At 73.4% G+C, this 20,754-nt stretch carries 24 protein-coding genes and 2 pseudogenes; 15 read left to right on the top strand and 11 right to left on the bottom strand.

Going from position 1 to position 20,754, the window contains the following annotated elements; genetic code table 11:
• From ACFV4P_RS33605 to ACFV4P_RS33590, 4 genes are all read left to right on the top strand, one after another.
• Positions 1 to 848: MFS transporter (locus ACFV4P_RS33605; protein ID WP_380477282.1), on the top strand; the 848-nt coding region annotated here is incomplete at its 5' end.
• Positions 849 to 886: 38 nt separating this feature from the next.
• Positions 887 to 1,120, top strand: coding sequence for a heme-binding protein (locus ACFV4P_RS33600; protein WP_380477281.1), 234 nt, complete (start codon positions 887 to 889; stop codon positions 1,118 to 1,120).
• A gap of 13 nt (positions 1,121 to 1,133) precedes the next feature.
• Positions 1,134 to 1,481: a nuclear transport factor 2 family protein gene (locus ACFV4P_RS33595; RefSeq protein ID WP_380477280.1), complete on the top strand. Its 348-nt coding sequence runs from the start codon at positions 1,134 to 1,136 to the stop codon at positions 1,479 to 1,481.
• 5 nt (positions 1,482 to 1,486) lie between these two features.
• Positions 1,487 to 2,314 (top strand): aldo/keto reductase, encoded by an 828-nt coding sequence (locus ACFV4P_RS33590; protein ID WP_380477279.1) that lies wholly within the window; start codon positions 1,487 to 1,489, stop codon positions 2,312 to 2,314.
• A gap of 149 nt (positions 2,315 to 2,463) precedes the next feature.
• Here ACFV4P_RS33590 and ACFV4P_RS33585 read toward each other — a convergent pair whose 3' ends face one another.
• A complete protein-coding gene (locus ACFV4P_RS33585) occupies positions 2,464 to 3,099 on the bottom strand; it encodes a DUF664 domain-containing protein (protein WP_380477286.1) in 636 nt (211 codons plus the stop codon).
• Here ACFV4P_RS33585 and ACFV4P_RS33580 point away from each other — a divergent pair.
• From ACFV4P_RS33580 to ACFV4P_RS33570, 3 genes are all read left to right on the top strand, one after another.
• Positions 3,098 to 4,342, top strand: coding sequence for an MFS transporter (locus ACFV4P_RS33580; protein WP_380477278.1), 1,245 nt, complete (start codon positions 3,098 to 3,100; stop codon positions 4,340 to 4,342). The genes ACFV4P_RS33585 and ACFV4P_RS33580 overlap by 2 nt on opposite strands.
• A 96-nt stretch (positions 4,343 to 4,438) precedes the next feature.
• Positions 4,439 to 5,458, top strand: a complete 1,020-nt coding sequence (locus ACFV4P_RS33575; RefSeq protein WP_380477277.1) for an LLM class flavin-dependent oxidoreductase — start codon at positions 4,439 to 4,441, stop codon at positions 5,456 to 5,458.
• A gap of 24 nt (positions 5,459 to 5,482) precedes the next feature.
• Positions 5,483 to 5,848 carry a hypothetical protein gene (locus ACFV4P_RS33570; RefSeq protein ID WP_380477276.1) on the top strand — a complete coding sequence of 122 codons (366 nt, stop codon included), beginning with the start codon at positions 5,483 to 5,485 and terminating at the stop codon, positions 5,846 to 5,848.
• Positions 5,849 to 5,954: 106 nt separating this feature from the next.
• Here ACFV4P_RS33570 and ACFV4P_RS33565 read toward each other — a convergent pair whose 3' ends face one another.
• Positions 5,955 to 7,022: a phytanoyl-CoA dioxygenase family protein gene (locus tag ACFV4P_RS33565; protein ID WP_380477275.1), complete on the bottom strand. Its 1,068-nt coding sequence runs from the start codon at positions 7,020 to 7,022 to the stop codon at positions 5,955 to 5,957.
• Positions 7,023 to 7,457: 435 nt separating this feature from the next.
• Here ACFV4P_RS33565 and ACFV4P_RS33560 point away from each other — a divergent pair, with 435 nt between their 5' ends.
• Together ACFV4P_RS33560 and ACFV4P_RS33555 are read left to right on the top strand one after the other, a co-directional pair.
• Entirely contained in the window at positions 7,458 to 7,586 is a 129-nt protein-coding gene (locus tag ACFV4P_RS33560) for a hypothetical protein (RefSeq protein ID WP_380477274.1), read from the top strand.
• A gap of 72 nt (positions 7,587 to 7,658) precedes the next feature.
• A complete protein-coding gene (locus tag ACFV4P_RS33555) occupies positions 7,659 to 7,967 on the top strand; it encodes a hypothetical protein (RefSeq protein WP_380477273.1) in 309 nt (102 codons plus the stop codon).
• On the opposite strand, the gene ACFV4P_RS33550 is transcribed toward ACFV4P_RS33555, so the two are convergent.
• A complete protein-coding gene (locus tag ACFV4P_RS33550) occupies positions 7,942 to 10,233 on the bottom strand; it encodes an FdhF/YdeP family oxidoreductase (protein ID WP_380477272.1) in 2,292 nt (763 codons plus the stop codon). The two genes, ACFV4P_RS33555 and ACFV4P_RS33550, sit on opposite strands and share 26 nt — an antisense overlap.
• Positions 10,234 to 10,421: 188 nt before the next feature.
• Between ACFV4P_RS33550 and ACFV4P_RS33545 the strand changes: the two genes are divergently transcribed.
• On the top strand, positions 10,422 to 11,861 hold the full coding sequence (locus ACFV4P_RS33545) for an FAD-binding oxidoreductase (RefSeq protein WP_380477271.1): 1,440 nt from the start codon (positions 10,422 to 10,424) through the stop codon (positions 11,859 to 11,861).
• A gap of 40 nt (positions 11,862 to 11,901) precedes the next feature.
• On the opposite strand, the gene ACFV4P_RS33540 is transcribed toward ACFV4P_RS33545, so the two are convergent.
• Positions 11,902 to 12,645 carry a dienelactone hydrolase family protein gene (locus ACFV4P_RS33540; protein WP_380477270.1) on the bottom strand — a complete coding sequence of 248 codons (744 nt, stop codon included), beginning with the start codon at positions 12,643 to 12,645 and terminating at the stop codon, positions 11,902 to 11,904.
• Positions 12,646 to 12,869: 224 nt separating this feature from the next.
• On the opposite strand from ACFV4P_RS33540, the gene ACFV4P_RS33535 reads away from it, so the two are divergent.
• Positions 12,870 to 13,502 carry an AAA family ATPase gene (locus ACFV4P_RS33535; RefSeq protein WP_380477269.1) on the top strand — a complete coding sequence of 211 codons (633 nt, stop codon included), beginning with the start codon at positions 12,870 to 12,872 and terminating at the stop codon, positions 13,500 to 13,502.
• A gap of 87 nt (positions 13,503 to 13,589) precedes the next feature.
• Here ACFV4P_RS33535 and ACFV4P_RS33530 read toward each other — a convergent pair whose 3' ends face one another.
• The 7 genes and pseudogenes from ACFV4P_RS33530 to ACFV4P_RS33500 form a co-directional block, all read right to left on the bottom strand.
• The gene (locus tag ACFV4P_RS33530) at positions 13,590 to 13,823 is read right to left on the bottom strand and encodes a ferredoxin (protein ID WP_380477268.1); all 234 of its coding nucleotides are present in this window, start codon (positions 13,821 to 13,823) and stop codon (positions 13,590 to 13,592) included.
• Entirely contained in the window at positions 13,820 to 15,031 is a 1,212-nt protein-coding gene (locus ACFV4P_RS33525) for a cytochrome P450 (protein WP_380477267.1), read from the bottom strand. Before ACFV4P_RS33525 ends, ACFV4P_RS33530 begins: the two co-directional genes overlap by 4 nt.
• A gap of 166 nt (positions 15,032 to 15,197) precedes the next feature.
• Positions 15,198 to 15,611, bottom strand: a complete 414-nt coding sequence (locus tag ACFV4P_RS33520; RefSeq protein ID WP_380477285.1) for a RidA family protein — start codon at positions 15,609 to 15,611, stop codon at positions 15,198 to 15,200.
• Between the two features lie 46 nt (positions 15,612 to 15,657).
• On the bottom strand, positions 15,658 to 15,891 hold the full coding sequence (locus ACFV4P_RS33515; RefSeq protein ID WP_380477284.1) for an ATP-grasp domain-containing protein: 234 nt from the start codon (positions 15,889 to 15,891) through the stop codon (positions 15,658 to 15,660).
• Positions 15,892 to 16,037: 146 nt separating this feature from the next.
• A pseudogene (locus ACFV4P_RS33510) lies at positions 16,038 to 16,412 on the bottom strand (ATP-grasp domain-containing protein); the annotation flags it as partial.
• Positions 16,413 to 16,590: 178 nt separating this feature from the next.
• The gene (locus ACFV4P_RS33505; protein ID WP_380477266.1) at positions 16,591 to 16,809 is read right to left on the bottom strand and encodes a hypothetical protein; all 219 of its coding nucleotides are present in this window, start codon (positions 16,807 to 16,809) and stop codon (positions 16,591 to 16,593) included.
• 81 nt (positions 16,810 to 16,890) lie between these two features.
• Complete coding sequence (locus ACFV4P_RS33500) at positions 16,891 to 17,397, bottom strand: GNAT family N-acetyltransferase (protein WP_380477265.1); 507 nt, start codon at positions 17,395 to 17,397, stop codon at positions 16,891 to 16,893.
• Positions 17,398 to 17,733: 336 nt separating this feature from the next.
• On the opposite strand from ACFV4P_RS33500, the pseudogene ACFV4P_RS33495 reads away from it, so the two are divergent.
• The 4 genes and pseudogenes from ACFV4P_RS33495 to ACFV4P_RS33480 all read left to right on the top strand — a co-directional run bounded on the left by ACFV4P_RS33495 (position 17,734) and on the right by ACFV4P_RS33480 (position 20,309).
• A pseudogene (locus tag ACFV4P_RS33495) lies at positions 17,734 to 18,277 on the top strand (transposase family protein).
• A 176-nt stretch (positions 18,278 to 18,453) separates the two neighbouring features.
• A complete protein-coding gene (locus ACFV4P_RS33490; protein WP_380477264.1) occupies positions 18,454 to 18,774 on the top strand; it encodes a hypothetical protein in 321 nt (106 codons plus the stop codon).
• A gap of 16 nt (positions 18,775 to 18,790) precedes the next feature.
• Complete coding sequence (locus ACFV4P_RS33485) at positions 18,791 to 19,207, top strand: hypothetical protein (RefSeq protein WP_380477263.1); 417 nt, start codon at positions 18,791 to 18,793, stop codon at positions 19,205 to 19,207.
• A gap of 490 nt (positions 19,208 to 19,697) precedes the next feature.
• Entirely contained in the window at positions 19,698 to 20,309 is a 612-nt protein-coding gene (locus ACFV4P_RS33480) for an RICIN domain-containing protein (protein WP_380477262.1), read from the top strand.
• Positions 20,310 to 20,754: the final 445 nt, after the last annotated feature.

Genomic DNA, 20,754 nt, shown 5'->3' with positions numbered 1-20,754 from the left:
CCGCCGAACTGGTGGCCCCCGAGAAGAAGGCCGGCGCCATCGCCACGATGTTCACCGGCCTCACCGTCGCCAACATCGTCGGCGTTCCGCTGGGCACCTTCATCGGCCAGGCCGTCGGCTGGCGGGTCACCTTCGCCGTCGTCGCCGGGCTCGGCGTGGTCGGACTGCTCGGCATCGCCAAGCTCGTCCCCGCGCTGCCCCGCCCCGAGGGCGCCCACCTGCGCCGCGAGCTCAAGGCGTTCCGCAACCCCCAGGTCCTGCTCGCCATGGCGATGACCGTCCTCGGCTTCGGCGGCGTGTTCGCGGCGATCACCTACATCGCCCCGATGATGACCAACGTCGCGGGGTACTCCGACGGGGCCGTCACCTGGCTGCTGGTCCTGTTCGGCGTCGGGATGTTCCTCGGCAACCTGCTCGGCGGCCGGTTCGCCGACCGCAAGCTGATGCCGATGCTCTACACCTCCCTCGGCGGACTCGCCGTCGTCCTGGCCCTGTTCACCCTCACCGCCCACCACAAGATCCTCGCCGCGGTGACCGTCATGCTCGTCGGGGCGTTCGGCTTCGCCACCGTCCCGCCGCTCCAGAAGCGGGTCCTCGACCAGGCGCACGGCGCGCCGACGCTGGCCTCCGCCGTCAACATCGGAGCATTCAACCTGGGCAACGCGCTCGCCGCATGGCTCGGCGGCGCCGTCATCGCCGCGGGTCTCGGCTACACCGCCCCGAACTGGGTCGGCGCGCTGCTCGCCGGGGCCGCCCTCCTGCTCGCCCTCTGGTCCGCCGCCCTGGAGCGCCGCACCCCCGTACCGGAGGACGCTGTCACCGCCGCTCCCGTCCCCGTCCACCACTGACCGACCCTCTCCCGTTCCTTCCAGGAGAAAGCACCGCCATGAGCACCACCCTCACCCCGCTGACCACCGCCGACGCCGAGACCCTGGTCGCCGCCGCCCGCACCGCCGCCGAGGCGGCCGGGGTCGCGGTCGGCGTCACCGTCCTGGACGCGGGCGGTCACCCGCTGGCCTTCCGCCGCGACGACCGGGCCGTGCTCGTCGGCGCCGTCGGCGTCGGCGTCCCCGAACAGGACCACTCCTTCGCCGCCGCCGCGCTGACGGCACTCGGCTGACGGCACTCGACCGGTGACCGCCCGCACCCCGCAGGAGGTCTTCGCCGAACACGGCCGGCACCTCGCCACCGGCGACCTCGACCTGATCGCCGGGAGCTACGCCGAGGACGCCGTCCTCATCACCCCCGAGGGCGCGTTCCGCGGACACGACGGGGTCCGGCGGATCCTCGGCCGCCTCCTGGCCGATCTCCCGGACGCCGACCGGCAGTTGGACCCGCAGTTCGCCGACGACCTGCTGTTCCTCCGGTGGAGCGCCGCCACCGCCACCCGGCAGGTGACCGACGGAGTCGACACCTTCGTCTTCCGCGCCGGCCTGGTCCGCGCCCAGACCCTCACCTACACCCTCACCGAAAGGGCTTGACCCCCATGACCGTCCCCACCGTCACCCTCGACAACGGCGTCGAGATGCCGCAGCTCGGCTTCGGCGTCTTCCAGGTCCCGGACGAGGAGACCACCGCCGCCGTCGCCACCGCCCTGGAGTCCGGCTACCGCAGCATCGACACCGCCGCGATCTACGGCAACGAGCGCGGCGTCGGCAAGGCGCTGGCCGCGTCCGGGCTGCCGCGCGAGGAGCTGTTCGTCACCACCAAGCTGTGGAACGCCGACCAGGGCTACGACGCGACCCTGCGGGCCTTCGACGCCGGCCTCGACAAGCTCGGCCTGGAGACCGTCGACCTGTACCTGATCCACTGGCCCACCCCGGCCCGCGACCTGTACCTCGACTCCTGGCGGGCCATCGAGCGCCTCGCCGCCGACGGCCGGATCCGCGCCGCGGGCGTCTCCAACTTCCAGCCCGCGCACCTGACCCGGCTGATCGAGAACGGCGGCCTGGTGCCCGCCGTCAACCAGGTCGAGCTGCACCCGGGCCTCCAGCAGGCCGAGCTGCGAAAGTTCCACGCCGAGCACGGCATCGCCACCGAGGCCTGGAGCCCGCTCGCCCAGGGCGCCGTGCTGGGCGACCCGGCGATCACCGCGATCGCCGAGCGCACCGGCAAGTCCCCCGCCCAGGTGGTGCTGCGCTGGCACCTCCAGCTCGGCAACCTGGTGATCCCGAAGTCCGTCACCCCGGCCCGGATCCGGCAGAACCTCGACGTCTTCGACTTCACCCTCACCGACGACGAGATGACCGCCATCGCCGCCACCGATCGCGGCCTGCGCACCGGCCCGAACCCGGACGAGTTCAACGCGGCCTGACCCCCTCTCCTCCTGCACGCCCGGGTGCGTCCCACGCGCCCGGGCTGCCGGCGTTCCGGGCCCCGGGGAGCCCGCGTCGGGCGTGGGGGACGGAGGCGTGCGGGCGGTGCCCGGTGGTGGGGGCGGGCGGGCACCGCCGGTCGTGGGGGTTACTGGCCGGTGCGGCCGTCGACGCGTTCGCGCAGGAGGTCGGCGTGGCCGCAGTGGCGGGCGTGCTCCTCGATGCGGTGCATCCAGAGGCCGCGGACGGCGTCGCGGTCGCGGCCGATGCGGGCCGCCGGGTCGGGATGCCTGACGAACTCGGCGTCGGTGGCGGCCTGTTCGCGCTCCAGGTCGGCGAAGGCGGCGGCCACGGCGGACTGCTCGGGCAGCACGCCCTCGAAGTCGCCGCCCGGGTCGCCGTACAGCTTCGCGCCCGGCTCGCCCGGCGGCGACCGGATCTGGAACGAGGGCCCGCCCGACGACGTTCCCGCCGTCGACGGGTGCCGCCTGCTGGTGCTGGACGACCCGGCGTACCCGCACAGTTGGAACGCCGACCGGTTCTTCCCGATGCTCCCCGGCCGGGTCGAACTCGTCCGCGTGCTGCCCGCCGGCGAGGCCCGCGCCTGGTTCGCCGGGAGGGCGCCGGCACCGGGAGGACACCCGTCCGTCGCCCGACCGCCATCCGGACGGACCGGCGGGGGAGGCGGACGGGGCCGGTAGGATCGGTTGGCACTGACAACGTTGACATTCCGTCGGTGCCGCAGCCCAGCCACCCCGCCGACCCCGTTGTGGAGCACCCCCATGCCCTTGGCGCTCGTCGCCCTCGCCATCACCGCGTTCGCCATCGGCACCACCGAGTTCGCGGCCATGGGACTGCTCCCGCAGATCGCGGACAGCCTCGACGTGTCCATCCCGCACGCCGGCTGGCTGATCTCCATGTACGCGATCGGCGTGGTGATCGGCGCCCCGCTGCTCACCGTCGGCGCCGCCCGACTGCCCCGCAAGACCGTCCTGGTCGGCCTGGCCGCGCTGTTCACCGCCGGCAACCTGCTGTGCGCGATCGCCCCGAACTTCGGCTTCCTCGCCGCCGCCCGGCTGATCGCCGGACTCCCGCACGGCGCGTTCTTCGGCGCGGGCGCCGTCGCCGCCGCCGAACTCGTCGCCCCCCACCTGCGGGCCCGCGCCGTCTCGGTGATGTTCTCCGGCCTCACCGTCGCCAACATCCTCGGCGTCCCTGTCGCGACCCTGCTCGGGCAGCACCTCGGCTGGCGCGCCGCGATGCTCGTCGTGGTCGTGATCGGCCTGCTCGGCGCGCTCGCCATCGCGCGCCTCGTCCCGCAGCTGCCCACCCACCCCGGCGGCGGAGTGCGCAGCGAACTCGCCGCGTTCGGCAACAGGCAGCTCTGGTACGCGCTGGCCACCGTGGTGTTCGGCTGCGCCGGGCTGTTCGCCTGCTACAGCTACATCACCCCCGTCCTCACCGAGGTCGCCGGCTTCGCCGACTCCTCCGTCACCGTGATCCTCGCGCTGTTCGGCGTCGGCATGACCATCGGCAACGCCATCGGCGGGTACGCGGCCGACCGGGCGCTGCGGCCGTCGCTGTGCGCCTCGTTCCTCGCCATGTCCGGCGCGCTCGCGCTGTTCGCGGTCACTTCGCACGCCCGGTGGTCGGCCGCCCTGACGGTGGTGCTGATCGGCATGGCCGGGTTCGCGACCGTTCCCACCGTGCAGACCCTGGTGATCCAGAAGGCCCGCTCGGCGCCCACGCTGGCGTCCGCGACGGTGCAGGGCGCGTTCAACCTGGCCAACGCGCAGGGCGCGTTCTACGGCGGGCTGGCGCTCTCCTTCGGCTTCGGGTGGACATCGCCCACGCTGGTCGGCGCGGGGCTGGCGTTCATCGGCTTCCTGATCGCGGCCGGTGCATGGGCGGTGGACCGGAGGGCGGTGGACCGGAAGGCACCGGTCGCGGTGGCGGACCGGGCGGTGGCGGGCGAGCCGATGGCGGGTGAGTCGGTGGCGGACGAGTCGGCGGTGGCGGCGCGCTGACGGGGCCTCACGCGGGGGCCAGGGTGGCGGTATGATCACCGGATTTTCCGCGTCGGCGTGACGGGTCGCGCGGAACACCCTCCCGAGGAGCCCTCGATGCCCAGCACCGAAGCAGCCCCCGCCCCGGGCCGGACCGCCCCGGCCAGGACCGACGCAGGCCGGATCGGCGTCATGCTGCCCCGCGACCTTCCGGTCAACGACCTCCACCCCTACGCGCGCCGGGCCGAGGAGTTGGGCTTCGACGAACTCTGGGTGGTCGAGGACCTCGGCTGGCGAGGCGGCATCGCCCAGGCCGCGACCCTCCTCGCCGTGACCGAACGGATCACCGTCGGCATCGGCATCCTGCCCGCCGGAGCCCGCAACGTCTGCTTCGCCGCGATGGAACTCGCCACCCTCGCCCAACTCCACCCCGGCCGCCTGACCGTCGGCATCGGCCACGGCATGCCCGGCTGGATGCGGGACGCCGGCGCCTGGCCGGCCAGCCCGCTGACACTGCTCAAGGAGTACACCACCGCGCTGCGCACCCTGCTGCGCGGCGAACCCGGCCCCGCGAACGGACGCTACGTGCAGTGTGAGGGCGTGCGGCTGACGGAGCTTCCGGAGGTCGTCCCGCCGGTGATCCTCGGCGTGCGCGGCCCCAAGTCGCAGGCCGCGGCGGGCGAGGTCGCCGACGGGCTGCTGCTGGCCGAACCCGCCGCCCCCGCGTACATCGAGGCCTCCCGCCGCCACCTGCGCCCGGACGCCACGGTCGTCACCTACGACGTCGCGGCGGTCGACGCGGACGAGGCCACCGCCCTCGACCGGGTCCGCGCCGGCCTGTCCGCGATCGGCGAACCCGACTGGGCCGCCCACATCGACCCCCTGCCGTTCGCCGCCGAACTCCGCGCCCACCGCGCGGCCTGCGCCGACGGCGCGGAGTTCGCCCGCAGCCTGCCCGCCGAGCAGGTCCGCGCCCTCGCCGTCGTCGGCACCCCCGACCAGGCCCGCGCCGCCGTCGCCGCCCGCCACGCCGCCGGGGCCACCACCGTCGTCCTCACCCCGGCCGGCCCCGACGCGCTGGGCTCGTTGGAGTCGCTGGCCCACGCGCTGCCGACCGAGCCGCCCGGCGTCTCCTGACCCGGCCCCCGACAGGGGAGCCCGGTGCTGCGGGCGCTGGGCTACCGGGCCTCGCAGCAGACGCCCGAACTGCCGGACGCGGCACGGCTGGTGGACGAGACCTGGGACGGGGAGGAGCGGTCCCGGGTCGCCGCCCACCTCGACCGGGGCCGGCTGATCCGCCAGTACATGGGCGCCTCCCGCTGCCGCCTGTGCGGCCGCTCCAACGGCAACGCCGACCTGAGCGACGGCCGGTACGTCCGGCGCAGCGGGCTCGCCCACTACGTCACCGAGCACGCCGTCCGGCTCCCCGCCGAGTTCGTCAGCCGCGCCGTCCGCCGCCTCGACGACCTCGAACAGGCCGAGGCCGACATGGCGTGGTGGAACCGGGCCGGCCGACGGAACGGATGACCGGCGCCCCGCGGCGGAGGCCGCCGGCCTGCGCGGTGCGCCGGGCGTCGGGCGTCGGTGCGCGGCGCAGGCCCGGTCGGCGGGCAGGCCCGGTCGGTGGGCGGGTTCAGGCGGAGGCGACGTACGTGGTCGTCCCGATCTCGAACGCGGCCGGCTCGTGCCAGGAGGCCAGGCCGAGCAGCCGGCTGCCGAGCTCGGTGAGCCGCGCCGTCGGGTAGCGCCTGGACTCGGGCAGGACCGGGTCACCCACCAGGGTGCGGTTCCAGCGCGGGGTGTGCAGGTGCCGCCAGGAGTCGACGCGGGACCTGCGCAGCCGTTCGTGCTCCTCCAGCGCGGGCATCATCGACAGGTACTGCACGGCCCGCACGCCCTGCTCGGACAGGTTGCGGGCGACGCCGTGCGCCAGCAGGCCGTTCCAGATCAGCAGGTCGCCGGGATGCAAGTCCGGTCGGACGAGCGGGAGTTCGGCGCGGTCGACGACGGGCCGGACGGGGTTGCGGCCGGCCGGCTGGGCGAGCTTCCACGGCTCGAAGCGCCGGAACAGCTCCGGGCTGCAGTGGAAGCCGCCGGTCTCCGGCGCGGAGTCGTTGAGGGCGACGATGCCCTGCACGCGCTGCGGCGGAACGCCCAGGGAGGTGTCGATGTCCCAGTGCAGCTCGACGTCGGCGCCCCGGTCGGCGGGGTCGATCAGCGCCCGGTCGCGGCTGCCGCGGTTGGGCGGGTTCAGGTTGAGCCGGTCCAGGGTGACCCACAGTTCCTCGCAGTCCCAGACGTCGACGAACGCGTCGTAGACCCGCAGGTTCTGCCGGCTGTCCCACAGCAGCTGGTGGTGGTACGCCTCGACGAAGCCGTAGACGTGCAGCTGCTGGTCGAGTTCGGAGCGGAACGGCCGGTCGACGAACCAGCTGTCCGGGTCGCGCGGGTCCAGCCCCTGGAACTCGAAGGCGAAGTCGAGCATCCGGCGGGCGTGTTCGGCCGGCACCGCCTCGCGGACGATCACGTAGCCGTAGGTCTGCCAGTGCGCGAAGTCCTCCTCGGACAGCACGCGCAGCGGCCGGGACTTGGCCAGTTCGCGCAGGGTGTGCTGGGCGAGGTACGACTCGCCGTCGGTGCTGAAGTACGGGCGGTCGCTCGCGGCCCGGAACAGGTGGGCGCGGCGGGACGGTACGGACATGGGAGCCCCTCCAGGGAGCAGGCGGAACGAGAGCGCCCGCGCGAGACGAGGCGGGACGGGCGCGGCGGCCCCCGCAGCGGGGCCGGGCAGCGAGATCGGCGGCGGGGAAGGGCGGCGCCGGGAAGGCGTCGCGGCCGCTTTCGATCGCCAGATTGGTTCAGACCATCAGGCTTGTCAAGTTCCTGACCGGTAACCGGTGTCGGCCACGGGTCGCGCTCGCCGCGGCCGCGAGCCGGCGCGTCGACGAGCGCTTTCCTCGGCCCCGTCTTCCCCGTCGGCCCCGGCCGCCGCCCGGTTCCGCAGCACCCCGTCGCGCCGGTCGGTCCGCCCCCGGGGAAGCGCCGGACCGGCCGTCCACCGGAACCGACCGGGCCGGCGGAGTGCGACAGCAGAAAGTGATCCACCGCCAGACCCCGTGCGGGGCACACTGATCCGATGCTGACCGACCACTGGCCGCTCGCCGGCCTGAGCGTACGCACCCCGCGCCTCGAACTGCGACTGCCCGCCGAAGCCGAACTCGCCGGCCTCGCCGCCTGCACCGCGCTGTTCGGCCTCCCCGGCTGACGACCCTGCGGAACTGCCCGACCCGGCACGGACGTTGGAGGATCGAGTACCGGAACCGACCCCGGAGCGGTGATGCTGCCCTACCTGATCGCGCTGGCCGTACTGGCCGCCGTGCTGACCCTGCTCGGCCTGGCCGGACAGGCACTGCGGCGCCACCGCGGAGCCGCCGCCGCCGTGGGCGGAGCACTGGCCGCGTACGAGGAGGCAGTGCGCGGCACCTCGTACGCGGCGCACGCCGAACTGCTCGCCGAGGCCGACCGCAAAGCGCCGATCGAGGTGCCCGGCGGCCGGTTCGACGGCCGGGCGCTGCTCACGACCGGCCCGAGCCGCCCCGCCCGCGGCATGTGGCGGTCCGTCAGGGCGTGGTGGCGGCGCGGCTGACCACCACGTTCAGGTGCTTCATGATCGGCTGATCGCTCTGGCTGCTGAAGTCGCCCAGCGCGCACAGCACGTTCATCTCCGGCATGTACCCGGCCGCACAGCCGCGCGGCAGGTCGTACGGGACGGCCAGGTAGCCGTGCAGCGCGCGTGTCGAGCCGTCCCGGGCCGTCGCCGTGATGTCGACCGGATCGAGTTCGGCCAGGCGGCGCTCCCGCATGTCCTCGCGGTTCATGAACACCAGCGTGCGCAGGTTCCGCACCCCCCGGTAGCGGTCGTCGTCCGAGTAGATCGTGGTGTTCCACTGGTCGTGCGAGCGCATCGTGCCCAGCACCAGCGTCCCCGGCTGCGGCACCACGTCCGGCAGCGGCGCGGCGGAGAACTCCGCCTTCCCCGACGGGGTCAGGAACACCAGCTCGCGGGCCGGCTGCTTGATCCGGAACCCCAGCGGCAGCCGCACCCGGCGGTTGAAGTCCTCGAAACCGTCCAGCGCCTTCGCCATGGTGTCGCGGATCCGGTCGTAGTCCTCCACGTACCACTCCCACGGCGTCGCACTGTCCGGCAGCGCGGCCCGCGCGATGCCCGCGACGATCGCCGGCTCCGACAACAGGTGCGGCGACGGCGGACGCTTCCGCATGCCCACCGACAGGTGCACCATGCTCATCGAGTCCTCCACCGAGGTGGCCTGCACCCCGCCGCGCTGCCGGTCCTGCTCGGTGCGGCCCAGACACGGCAGGATCAACGCCTGCCGCCCGTGCACCAGATGGCTGCGGTTCAGCTTCGTCGACACGTGCACCGTCAACTCGCAGCGGCGCAGCGCCCGGTGGGTGAACGCGGTGTCCGGCGCGGCCATCGCGAAGTTGCCGCCCATCCCGACGAACACCGACACCTCGCCGCGCGCCATCGCCCCGATCACCCCCACCGTGTCCAGCCCCGGCTCACGCGGCGGATCGATCCCGCACACCGTCGCCAACCGGTCCAGGAACGCCGCCTCCGGCCGGTGGTCGATCCCGCAGGTCCGGTTGCCCTGGACGTTCGAATGCCCGCGCACCGGCGACGGCCCCGCGCCCTCCCGGCCCAGATTCCCGCGCAGCAGCAGCACGTTGACGATCTCCCGGACGGTGTCCACCCCGTGCTCGTGCTGCGTCACCCCCAGACACCAGGAGAAGATCGACCGGTCCGCCTCCCCGTACACCCGCGCCGCCTCCAGCAGCTGCGCCCGGCTCAGCCCGCTCTGCCGCTCCAACTCCTCCCACGGCGTGCGCTCGCACAGCTCCCGGTACGCGGCGAAACCCGCGGTGTGCCGCTCGACGAACTCCTCGTCCAGCGCCCGCGGATCGTGCTTCGCCTGCTCCAGCAGCGCCTTCGCCATCGCCCGCAGCAGCGCGAAGTCCCCGCCGATCCGCACCTGGAGGTTCAGCGTGCTGGTCGAGGTGGCCCGCATCAGCGCCATGTTCGCGAACTCGTGCGGCACGATGGTGCGGGTCGCCGCCGCCTCCACCAGCGGATTGACGTGCACCACCTGCGCGCCCCGCCGGTGCGCGTCCGCCAGCGCGGTCAGCATCCGCGGCGCGTTCGACGCGGCGTTCACCCCGAGGATGAACAGCGCGTCCGCGGCCTCCCAGTCCTTCAGGTCGACGGTGCCCTTCCCGGTGCCGAGCGAGGCCGTCAGCGCCCGGCCGGACGCCTCGTGACACATGTTCGAACAGTCCGGGAGGTTGTTGGTGCCCAGCTCACGGGCCAGCAACTGGTACAGGAAGGTCGCCTCGTTGCCGAGGCGCCCCGAGGTGTAGAACGCCGCCCGGTTCGGATCGTCCAGCCCGCGCAGCGCCCCGCCGACCAGCTCGAACGCCTGCTGCCAGGAGATCGGCAGGTACCGGTCGGAGCCCGCGTCGTACACCATCGGCTCGGTCAGCCGCCCCTGGTCCTCCAACGCGAAATCGCTCCAGGTGGAGAGCTCGGCGACGGTGTGCGCCGCGAAGAACTCCCGCCCCACCCGCTTGCGCGTCATCTCCCACGTGACGTGCTTGATGCCGTTCTCGCAGATGTCCAGGTGCAGGCCCTTGTAGTCGTCCGGCCACGCGCACCCCGGACAGTCGAACCCCCCGTTCTCGTGGTTCATCCGCAGCACCGCCCGCGGCCCGTCCACCCACTCGCCCGTCCGCGCCAGCACCCGCGCCACCGACTTCGCCGCACCCCACCCCGCGGCCGGATGCCGATAGGGCTCCACTCGCGGCTCGGCGCTCTCCGGTTCCTCGGTTGCGGTCACGACGGCACTCCCGCCTCGGTGAGCGGCACCGGGGTCAACGGTGCCGCTGTGGCTGGCAACGACCTTCCGGATCCTGCCGCCCTCCCCGCCCCGGCGGCGCCGCCCACGCCCGCCCGCCCCCGCGAACCACCCGCCCGCACCACACGCCCCCTGGTCACCACCGGTGGTGCGGCCGCACAATCGGCAGGATGAAGCAGACGCGTACGACCTCGGCCGACTGGTCCGCCCTGGCACGGGATCTCGACGGGGGACTGGTCCGGCCGGGCGAGGAGGGGTACGAGGTGGCGCGGCTGCCGTACAACTCGCGGTTCGAGGTGCGGCCGCAGGCGGTGGTGTTCGCGCAGGAGGCCGAGGACGTGCGGCAGACGATCGCGTTCGCCCGGCGGTACGGGCTGCCGATGGCGGCCCGCAGCGGGAGCCACAGCTTCGGAGGCTGGTCCACCAGCCCGGGGATCACGCTCGACCTGGGACGGATGAACGCCGTCACCGTCGACGCCGACACGGCGACGATCGGCGGCGGCGCGCTGCTCATCGACGTGTACGACGCGCTGCTCGCCGAGGACCGGGCCATCCCCGCCGGGAGCTGCCCGACCGTCGGCATCGCCGGGCTGACCCTCGGCGGCGGACTCGGATCCGTCTGCCGCGCCTACGGGTTGACGTGCGATCGGCTGCTGTCCGCCGTGCTGGTGACCGCGGACGGCCGCAGCAGGGAGTGCTCGGCGGAGCGCGAGCCCGAGCTGTTCTGGGCGTTGCGCGGCGGCGGGGGCGGCAACTTCGGGGTCGTCACCTCGCTCACGTTCCGCACGCACCCGACGACCGAGGTCACCACGGCTTCGCTGCGCTGGAGTTGGCGCGACGCGGGCCGGGTGCTGGACGCCTGGCAGCGCTGGGCGCCGACCCGGCCGGACGAACAGTGGTCCAGCCTGCGGCTGACCGCCGAGTCGACGGGGGAGTGCACGGCGGAGGCGCACCTGTACGTCCTCGGCGACGGCCTCGACGCCGCCGGCGCCCTGGTCACCGCCGTCGGGACCGAGCCGGTCGAACAGCACAACGAGATCGTCCCCTACCGGGAGATGATCATGTCGATGACGGGCCACCCGGGCACCCCCTCGCAACTGCACCTGACGGGCCGGACGCCCGACGCCGTGCTCGACCGGCCGCCGTTCGTCGCCACGTCCAACTTCTTCCCCGTCCAGCTGCCGCCCGCCGGCGTCGACACGCTGGTCGCCGCCGTCAACCGCCGCGCGGCGGACGGCGGTTCGGGCTACGTCCTGCTGGACAGCCTGCGCGGCGCGGTCGGACGCGTCGCCCCCGACGCCACCGCGTTCGTCCACCGCGACGCGCTGTTCTCCGCGCAGTACCACTGCTCGTACGACCCCGGCACCCCGGCCGCCGTCCTCGACGACGCCGCCCGCTGGCTGCGCACGCTCCGGCACGCCATGCGGCCGTGGGCCGGCGACCGGGCCTACGTCAACTACGCCGACCCGCAGCTGGAGGACTACGCGCACGCCTACTACGGCGCCAACCTGCCGCGACTGTCGGCCGTCAGGGCGGCCCACGACCCGGACGGGTTCTTCGACTTCCCACAGGCCGTGCCACCCCGGCGGACGGGAACGCCGCCGCAGTGAGCCGCCGGTCCGGGGCGCCGGCCGGGCAACGGCTACGGTGTCACCTCAGGTGCCGGGCGAAGAACCGTGCGCCGGCGTCGATTTCGTGGTGCGGGACGCCGGTGTGGCCGCCCAGGTTGGCGTGCAGGGTCTTCTCCTTCGAGGCCAGGGCGTCGAACAGATCCAGCGCGGCCTGCCGGTCGTTGCCCTCGTCGTCCCACTGCAGCAGCACCAGCAGCGGAACGGAGACCCGCCGGGCCTCCTCGAACATCGCGGCCGGCACGAAACTCCCCGCGAACAGGGCGGCGGCCGCGACGCGCGGCTCGACCGCCGCCAGCCGGACGCCGACGGAGATCACCCCGCCCTCGTAGCCGACCGGGCCGTCGATCTCCGGCAGCGCGAGGCAGGCGTCGATGGCGGCCCGCCACTCCGGGACGGCCTTCTCGACCAGGGGGAGGACCAGCGCGTCGACGATCTCCCCGGAGAGCGGCTCGCCCGCGGCCAGCGTCTCGCGCATCCGCGCCCGGGCCTGCTCGATCTCGGGCCAGTGCGGACGCTCGCCGCTGCCGGGAAGCTCGATGGTGGCCGCGGCGAAACCGTACTGCGCCGCGTAGTGGCGGGCCCGCCCCGCCAGCCGGGAGTACATCCTGCGCAGACCGAGCGGCGGGTGGCCGACCAGGATCAGCGGAACCGGCGCGTCGGCGGACGCGGAAGCAGGCGTCCAGAGAATGCCCGGGATGTCGCCGAGGGAGAATTCGCGTTCGAGGACGCCGTCGTCGTGGCGCTGCTCGGAAATGAAGTGCACGGTCGTGCCTTTCGGGAGTGCGGTTTGAAACGGCGCTCCCGGACGACCTATCGTCCGACCGTGACCCCGGAGGGGAGCACCCATGTCGATCCTGCGTTCACGGGTACCACCTCCTTGTTCTCTCGCACGGCTTCTGGAAACGTAGCAGCGGCCGCCCTGCTCCGGCAAACGGATTTCTACGCGGACCCCGAAGGACGGCGGGCGGCCGTACGGAGGTACCGGCCATGCTGGTGTGGATCAACGGACCGTTCGGCGGCGGCAAGACACAGACCGCCCACAACCTGGCCCGCCGCCTGCCCGGCGCCGCCGTCTGCGACCCCGAACACCTCGGCTTCGGCCTCCACCGGATGCTCCCGCCCGTGCTGCGCGGCGACTTCCAGGACCTGCCCGCCTGGCGCACCGGCACCGTCGAGATGCTCGACCTCGCCGCCCGCCGCCACCCCGGACCGCTGATCGTCCCGATGACCGTCACCGAGCCCGCGTACTTCGCCGAAACCGTCGGCCGACTGCGCGAACTCGGCCACGACGTCCGGCACTTCGCGCTGCTCGCGGACCGCGCCACGGTGCTGCGCCGACTCGCCGAACGCGAACCCGTGCACCACCTGCGCCGCCTCGCCCGCCTGCCCGCACCCGCCGGCGGCGAGAGCTTCGCCGTCCGCCGCCTCGACGACTGCCTGCGCCGCCTCGCCGAACCCGCCTTCGCCACCCACCTGCCCACCGACCGCCTGACCGTCACCCAGGTCGCCGACCGCATCGCCCACCTCACCGGCCTGCACCCCACCCCCGACACCGACACCCCCCTTCACGCCGCCCTCCGCCGCACCGCCGTCAAGATCCGCCACCTGCGCCTCGACTGAACGCGGTCGGGCGCGGCGCGGCCCCGGCCGGTGTCCGGGGCCGCGGTGCGGCCGTGCTTCGGACACCGGCCGGGGCCGGGGCGGTGGTTACCAGACCGGGGCGAGGAGTTCGCCGGTGGTGGGGTTGCGGACGGTGATGGCCTCGACGGGGCACATTTCGGCGGCCTCGGTGAGGTCGTCGGAGGGGGCGGTCGTGGGGTGGACGGGGGTGGCGCGACCGTTGGGGGCCAGGGTGAGGGCGTCGGGGGCGGTGCGGGCGCACAGGCCGCTGCCGATGCAGCGGGCCTGGTCGACCGTCACGGCGACGGGTGCGGCGCTCACCAGGCGACCTCCAGCCGCAGCGGGCTGCGGGTGAGCAGGCCGGTGCGCCAGGCGATGTCCTCGACCGGGGTGGCCAGACGCAGTTCCGGCAGGACGCGGGCGAGGTGGTGCAGGCCGAGTTCGAGTTCCATCCGGGCCAGCCAGGCGCCGAGGCAGTGGTGCGGGCCGGCGCCGAAGGTCAGCGACGGGGTGCCGAGCGGCGCGAACAGGTCGGCCGGGCCCGGCGGGTAGACCTCCGGGTCGAGGTTCGCGGAGGCGCTGTCGCAGGCGATGATCGCGCCCTCGGGGATCAGCACCCCGCCGATCTCGACGTCGGCGACGGCCCGGCGCAGCTGCCCCGGTGCGGAGGTGCGGTCGCCGAGCGGGACGGTGCGCAGGATCTGCTCGGTCGCGGCGGTCGCCGCCGACAGGTCCTCGCCGATCCGCCGCCAGGCGTCCGCGTGGTCGGCGTCCAGCAGGTACACCAGCGCGTTGCCGAAGCTGGTCATGGTGGTCTCGTGGCCGGCGATCACCAGGCCGATGGTGAGCGAGGTCAGCTGCGCCTCGGTCACCCCGCCGGTCTGGTCGGCGGCCTGCACCAGCGAACTCACCAGGTCCTCGCCGGGGTTCTTCCGCCGGGCCAGCACCAGCTGGTACCCGAACTCGCTGAACTCCCTTATGGCGGTGCCGATTTCCTCGGCGGTGTAGGCCGTGGTGGACAGCGCGTGGTCGCTCCAGTGGCCGAGCCGGTCGATGTCCAGGCCCTCCAGCTCCATCAGCCGGCTGATCACCCGCACCGGCAGCGGCTTGGTGAGCGCCGCGACGACGTCCGCGGGCGAGCCGGAGGCGACCAGGTCGTCCACCAACTCCCTTACCACGCCGTCCACCCAGGGCCGCCAGCGCTCGATCGCCCGCGGCGTGAACGCGCGCTGCACGGTGCGGCGGATCAGCTGGTGGTCGGGGCCGTCACTGTTCAGCATCGACGCCGGGTCGTCCAGGATGTTCGGCGTCAGGGTCAGCGGCGGCGCGTCCGGCGCGTACAGCGTGGCCCGGCCGAAGCCGGGGTGCGCCAGCGCCTGCCGGACGTCCGCGTGCCGGGTCAGCACCCACACCGGGGTGCCGGTCGGCAGCGCCGCCAGTCTCGGCGGGCCCGGCTCGGCGCGCAGCAGGCAGTGCAGGGGCACCAGCGGTTGTGCTTCGGATGCCTCGGGGTGCGCGGCGGCGGTCAATTCCGTCCTCCTGGCGAGAGACTGCGGACTGCCGACCGGCAGCCACACCCGACCGTATGCGGCACACCGGCCCCGCAGCAGCATGGAATCCAGCCACGGTGGAATCCCAACTGGTGGACAGGAGACGGAAATTGTTTCGAGTGAATTCGAGTGAATACGAGGTCCGTCAGTCGGCGACGACGGCCAGCGCCTCGATCTCGATCAGCAGCTCCGGCCGGAACAGCGCCACCACCTGCATCGCCGAACTCGCCGGCAGCCGGGCCGGGTCGAGGTACGCCTCGCGGGCCTCGCGGATCGCCGGGAGGTACCCGATGTCGGTGACGAAAATGGTCAGCTTGACGACGTCCGCGAAGCCTGCACCGGCCGCCGCCAGGCAGCGGTCCAGGTTCGCGAACACCTGCCGGGCCTGGGCCGCCGCGTCGCCGTCACCGACCACCCGGCCCTGCTCGTCGAGGGCGACCTGCCCGGAGACCTGGACCAGGCGGCCCGTGCCGGTGACCACATGGGTGTAGTGGGCGGCCGGGGCGACGCCCGCCGGTTCGGCGATGTGGGTGAGGTGCGAGGAAGTCATGACGATCATCCTCGCGCACCGGCGCGGGCGGACGCACGCCGGTTTCGACCCGGGATCAGCCCTCGACCCGCGGCAGCTCGCGCAGGAACGCCCGGTCGGAGTCGGGGAGTCGGCCCAGCGGGCCGGCCGCCCGCAGCACCACGTCCAGCACCGCGTCCGGATCGCACGCGTAACCGCCGCTCGCCCAGGCCGCGTTGGCCTCCACCACCGCCCAACCCCCCGGCGTGCGGCCGACGTCCACCACCGCCGCGCTCGGCAGCGGCGCGCACTCGGCCGAGGCCGCCAGCACCTGCGCCGCGAACGCCGACAGCTCCGGGCCGACAGCTCCGGGCCGTCCGACTCCGGGCCGTCCGACTCCGCTGCGTCCGACTCCGGCGCGGCAATGGACAGTTCGCCGTCGCGGGCGTACCGGGAGGCGGCCCGCACCGCGCCGTCCAGCACGAACAGCCGGTACTCGACGGCGAACCGCACCACCTCGCTGACCAGCACCGGCACATCCCCGTCCAGCAGCTCCGGGCCCGGCAGTTCGCTTCCGTCGCCGTACACCCGCGCCGCGAAGTGCTTGTCCGCCGGGGCCTTCACGAACGCCGGACGCGACAGCCGCCGGGCCGCCGCGAGCGTCGTCAACTCGACGTCACGACCGGTCAGTTCGCGGGGGAGCTCGGCCAGCCACGCGGCCGACGGCTCCAACAGGCCGAGACCGAGCGCCCCGCCGACCGCGTCCGCGAACAACGGGCCGCCGTACAGGTGAACCTGACGATCCGTCAGCTCCTGCGGGGCGCGCCAGGAGGACGCCGTGAACGCCCGCATCCCGCGCCGGCCCGCAGCCGTGCGCAACTGCAGACCGGTCTCGTTGATCCGGGGCGCGAGCAGCAGGGTGGCGGCGGAAGTGTTCATGGCGGTGATCATGACGCGCCGAGAGGCCGTCCGGCCAGCGGTTTTCCCGCCGCAGCAGCCGAAGCCGGAGCCTGCGCCGGGCGGACCCGGATCAGCAGGCCGGCGGAAGCTGCGGGCACCCCCAGTCCGCGGCGTCGACCGGCGCTCCCGGCTCGTCCGTCAGGTGGCAGCAACTGCCGTACGACCACGCCGTGACCGAATCCGGCCGATGCCCCACCGCGAACGTCCGGCCCGGCGCGATCCAGCAGGCGTCCGCCCACGGCTCCGCCGTCAACTCCGGCGGCCCCTCACCGGTGTTGCCCACTGCCATGGTCGGTTCCTCCCGCGCCCGTCTGCCCCGCACCGGGGGCGGTGCGGCAGTCGCCGGAAGCCGGGCGGGCCACCGGGTGGCTCAGAGGGTACGGCGCATCGCCAGCCGCGGCCAGCGGTCCAAGCCGTGCGCGGCCTCCCGCGCCCGCACCTCCCGCAGCTCCGGGCCGAGTCGCTCCGCCGGCACCGGCCGGAACCCGCACCGCTCGTAGTACGGCGCGTTCCACGGCACCTCCGCGAACGTGGTCAACGTCAGCGCGGGCAGCCCCTCGGCCGCCGCGACCTGCGCCGCATGCTCCAGCAGTGCCCGCCCGACACCCTGCCGCGCGGCGTCCGGATGCACCGACACCTGCTCGACGTGCAGCGCGTCGTCCACCCGTTCGGCGATCAGGTACGCCAGCGGACGGTCCGCGTCGTCCACCGCCACCCACGCCAGCCCCGAATCGACGTACTGCGTCAACTCCTCGACCGACAGCGGCTCGTCCTCCGCGATCTCCGGCATCCCCACCTCGTGGAACCAGCGGCCGGCGGCCCGCTCGATCTCCTGAAGCACCGACAGTTCCTCGACCTGCACCGTTCGTACCCGCATGCCGCCATTCTGCACGCCCCGACCGCTCGACCCGACGCCCACCCCCGCCACCGGGACGCCCACCACGACCTGCTCCGGTCGGCCGCCCCGAGGGTCGCACGCTGCTGTCAGCCGATCCGCCGCCCACCGCCCGCCGCCCGAGCGGCACATGAGCGGTGGCCGGCAGCCGGACCCCGGACCCGCAGTCCCGCAGTCCCTGCGTCAGCGCCCGTCGACTGCCCGCCGGGTCGACGGCGAGCACGGCCCGCAGCACGGCGGCGCGTTCGGCCAGGGAGTCTCGTTGTCACCTGTCCTGCCGCACTGGACCTGCCGCGCGCGCTCGTCGGGTGGGTCACGATGCTCATCGTCACCCGCGAGGGTGACCGCCGCTGCAAACTCCGGCCCTCTCAGCGGGCTCTGGTCGCGCCGGTCCACCTGCGCAAGCACGACACCCTCGCCCAGATCGCCGCCGGCTTCCGGATCAGCGTCGGCACCGCCCATGCCTACGTCCACCAGGTCACCGACCTGCCAGGTCATGACCGGCCCGACAGGCAAGCTCGTGTGGATCTCCCGCGCCCTGCCCGGCCGCACCCACGACCTCACCGCCGCCCGCACCCACCGCATCGTCAGGACCTGCGTCCGGCTGCGTATCCCGGCCCTGGCCGACATGGCGTACACAGGCGCCGACGGAACGTTCGCCGTGCCGACCGGACGCCCCGCCCGCAAGGAGCTGACCACTGGGCAGCGGTCGCTGAACCGGGCCCACGCCCGGCTCCGTCACCCCGTCGAACGCGGCGTCGCCACCGTCAAGCGCCGGCGAATCTTCCGCCACGCACGTTGCAGCCCGAACCGGCTGACGTCAGCAGCCGAGGCAGTCCTCACCCTGGAGCTTCACCGCTGAAAAGGCTCAAGGTGGCGAATGGGATGATCAACGCCGTCGCCGACTTCTTCGACTGGTAGGCCTGAAGGATGATCGTTACAACGCTTGTCGCCCTGTGCGCCTTGGGGTTCGGAACGGTGTTCGTCCGGCGTGGGGTGCGGAGCTGGCGAGGCCAGGCCCCCTTCGCGCCCCGGGCGGTGGCACTCGCCACACCCGCCGTGCGGGCCGGAGCGGAGCGCGCCCTGCTGGTGCTCGGCGTGTTCCACTACTTCCTCGGCGTGATGATCGGCCTGGGCGGATACCTCAAAGCCGTGGGTGCCATAGGAGGCGCGAATCCGCCGCGGCCGTCCGTGGCCCTGGTGGTCGTGATGCTGATCCTCCTCGTCGGCGTCGTCACCACCTCCTGGACGGCGATCGCGATCGTCTGCTTCAACCGGCCGCGGTTCCTTGTCCCGCCGCACCTGCGGGACCAGCCCGGCACCATGTCGACCCGTCGTCGACACCCAACGGCACGTTAGGAAGGAGAGAGACGTCATGAACGATCGGGCCTCGGCGGTCGGAAGCGTGCGGGTCACCCGTGACTCCACGCGTCTGCGGGACGAGTGGCGCGCCTGCACGATCCTGGTCAACGGCGCCGACGTCGCCACGGTCCGTCGCGGCAAGTCCGTTTCGCTGGATCTCCTACCCGGGCCGCACACGGTTCGACTCAAGATCGACTGGTGCGCGAGTCCGGAGGTCGTCGTCACCGTGGCCGCGGGCGCCGAACACCATTTGGAGTGCGGTCCGCAAGCCAGCGAGGCCGGCAACCTGTCCCTGATCGCCGCGGAGCGCGACAACTACCTGTGGCTGCGTCCGCCCGACGAGCCGGCAGTTGAGTCGGGCACTGCCCTTGCGATCCGCGCCGGCCGTTCAACGGCCACCCCGGCCTGCGGCGCCCCCTCGCCCGCATGAGGTGCTGCCAGGACTTCGACCACCGTCCGACGGGTAATCACCAACTGGTCCCATACGGCTTCCGCCTCCTCCAGCTCGGCCTGCAGAACCTCCACCCGCTGCTGAGCAGCACGCTCGCGCCCCTCCAACGGCCCCATCACCGACGGCATCCGGCACCTCCACCGAAGAGACGACATGACACCCCGACTCTGCCACCGAGACGCCGACACTATGCCTGAACAGGGGAAACGCACCCGCCACTATCGGGAGGACAGCGCCTTCTCGGGGCACCAGGAGCTGTCCGGTCGATCACATGACCGCGGTCGATCGGCTCGTTGTTCCGGGCATGGGGCGGGTCGAAGGTGGTGAGGGCCCGGGGCCGAAGGGGGGCAGGTTGCTCTGCGCGGCCCTCTTCTGAAGCCGGTGTCCGGCCACTACTCTGTCATGAACTCGCCACTCTGGGTGGGGAGTTGAGCTCCGAGTGCAGCTCGGAGAAGGGGAGGGCCGAACCATGCGTACGCGTAAGGGCTCAGCACTGCTCGCCGCCGCGGTGACCGTCGGCATGGCCGCTCTGGGGCTGTCCCAGACTGCGAGCGCCGCCACCACCACCGGGGCACCGACGGTGATCGATGTGACCTCGATGTCGCAGATCCCGACGACGCACAGCAAGCCCGCCGGCCAGGCGGTGGCAAGCGTGACCTACCGCGTCACCATGCGCAGCAACCATGGTGGGCAGTGTCTGGACGGGGATCTGAACGGCATCGGCAACAACGGCGCCAAGGTGCAGCTCTGGGGCTGCAACGGCTGGGACAACCAGACGTGGATCTGGGTGCCCGACGCGGTGCGCGGTACGGGCTGGTACACCATCCTGAACGCCCACGGTGGGCAGTGTCTGGACGGGGATCTGGGCCACATCGGCACCAATGGCGACACGGTGTGGCTCTGGAGCTGCAACAACTGGGACAACCAGGCGTGGGGCTGGAACGGCAGCACGCTGGTGAACCGGAACGGTGGGCAGTGTCTGGACGGGGATCTGGGCCACATCGGCACCAACGGCGACACGGTGTGGCTCTGGAACTGCAACGGCTGGGACAACCAGGCGTGGAAGCTCTACGTGGCCTGACCGGTGACGCGTGGTCGAGGGGCCAGGGCGCTGCCCGGCCGCCTTCGCCGCCGAGCTCGACGGACGACCGCACCGGACGCTCGGCCGGGGTTTCCCGGCCGAGTGCCCGGCTGAACAGCCGCACTCGTCATCCGGCTCCGCTCGTGATCGCCGGGACCCTGCCCAGGCACTCTCTTCCGGATCTTGTCGGATCAGCGTGCGGCTCCTTCGGCCCCCTGGGGCCGGGGGTGGGGGCACCTCCCAGCCGCCAGGCCGGGGGCGGACGATCCGGCGTCGCGCGCCCGGCAAGATCGCCCGGCAAGATCCGGAAGAGAGGGCCTCGGCGTCCCCCGCGCGGGCGAGCGCCGCCAACACGCCTGCGGCCATGGCGAATCCGCCCCCTGCTCGGTCCAGCAGGCGGCTCGGGCCCGGGTCCGCAGCCTGCGGACGACGAGGGCGATGTCCA

Source organism: Kitasatospora sp. NPDC059795, assembly GCF_042732175.1.
GTDB lineage: Bacteria > Actinomycetota > Actinomycetes > Streptomycetales > Streptomycetaceae > Kitasatospora.
The sequence above is the reverse complement of the archived record's forward strand: the minus strand, read 5'-3'. Positions and strand labels throughout refer to the sequence as shown.

Excerpts from the sequence above, each read along its gene's own strand:
- ACFV4P_RS33600 (WP_380477281.1), top strand. The coding sequence starts at position 887 with ATGAGCACCACCCTCACCCCGCTGACCACCGCCGACGCCGAGACCCTG.
- ACFV4P_RS33590 (WP_380477279.1), top strand. The coding sequence starts at position 1,487 with ATGACCGTCCCCACCGTCACCCTCGACAACGGCGTCGAGATGCCGCAG.
- ACFV4P_RS33580 (WP_380477278.1), top strand. The coding sequence starts at position 3,098 with ATGCCCTTGGCGCTCGTCGCCCTCGCCATCACCGCGTTCGCCATCGGC.
- ACFV4P_RS33585 (WP_380477286.1), bottom strand. The coding sequence starts at position 3,099 with ATGGGGGTGCTCCACAACGGGGTCGGCGGGGTGGCTGGGCTGCGGCAC.
- ACFV4P_RS33575 (WP_380477277.1), top strand. The coding sequence starts at position 4,439 with ATGCCCAGCACCGAAGCAGCCCCCGCCCCGGGCCGGACCGCCCCGGCC.
- ACFV4P_RS33565 (WP_380477275.1), bottom strand. The coding sequence starts at position 7,022 with ATGTCCGTACCGTCCCGCCGCGCCCACCTGTTCCGGGCCGCGAGCGAC.
- ACFV4P_RS33560 (WP_380477274.1), top strand. The coding sequence starts at position 7,458 with ATGCTGACCGACCACTGGCCGCTCGCCGGCCTGAGCGTACGCACCCCG.
- ACFV4P_RS33555 (WP_380477273.1), top strand. The coding sequence starts at position 7,659 with ATGCTGCCCTACCTGATCGCGCTGGCCGTACTGGCCGCCGTGCTGACC.
- ACFV4P_RS33545 (WP_380477271.1), top strand. The coding sequence starts at position 10,422 with ATGAAGCAGACGCGTACGACCTCGGCCGACTGGTCCGCCCTGGCACGG.
- ACFV4P_RS33535 (WP_380477269.1), top strand. The coding sequence starts at position 12,870 with ATGCTGGTGTGGATCAACGGACCGTTCGGCGGCGGCAAGACACAGACC.
- ACFV4P_RS33520 (WP_380477285.1), bottom strand. The coding sequence starts at position 15,611 with ATGATCGTCATGACTTCCTCGCACCTCACCCACATCGCCGAACCGGCG.
- ACFV4P_RS33505 (WP_380477266.1), bottom strand. The coding sequence starts at position 16,809 with ATGGCAGTGGGCAACACCGGTGAGGGGCCGCCGGAGTTGACGGCGGAG.
- ACFV4P_RS33500 (WP_380477265.1), bottom strand. The coding sequence starts at position 17,397 with ATGCGGGTACGAACGGTGCAGGTCGAGGAACTGTCGGTGCTTCAGGAG.
- ACFV4P_RS33485 (WP_380477263.1), top strand. The coding sequence starts at position 18,791 with ATGAACGATCGGGCCTCGGCGGTCGGAAGCGTGCGGGTCACCCGTGAC.
- ACFV4P_RS33480 (WP_380477262.1), top strand. The coding sequence starts at position 19,698 with ATGCGTACGCGTAAGGGCTCAGCACTGCTCGCCGCCGCGGTGACCGTC.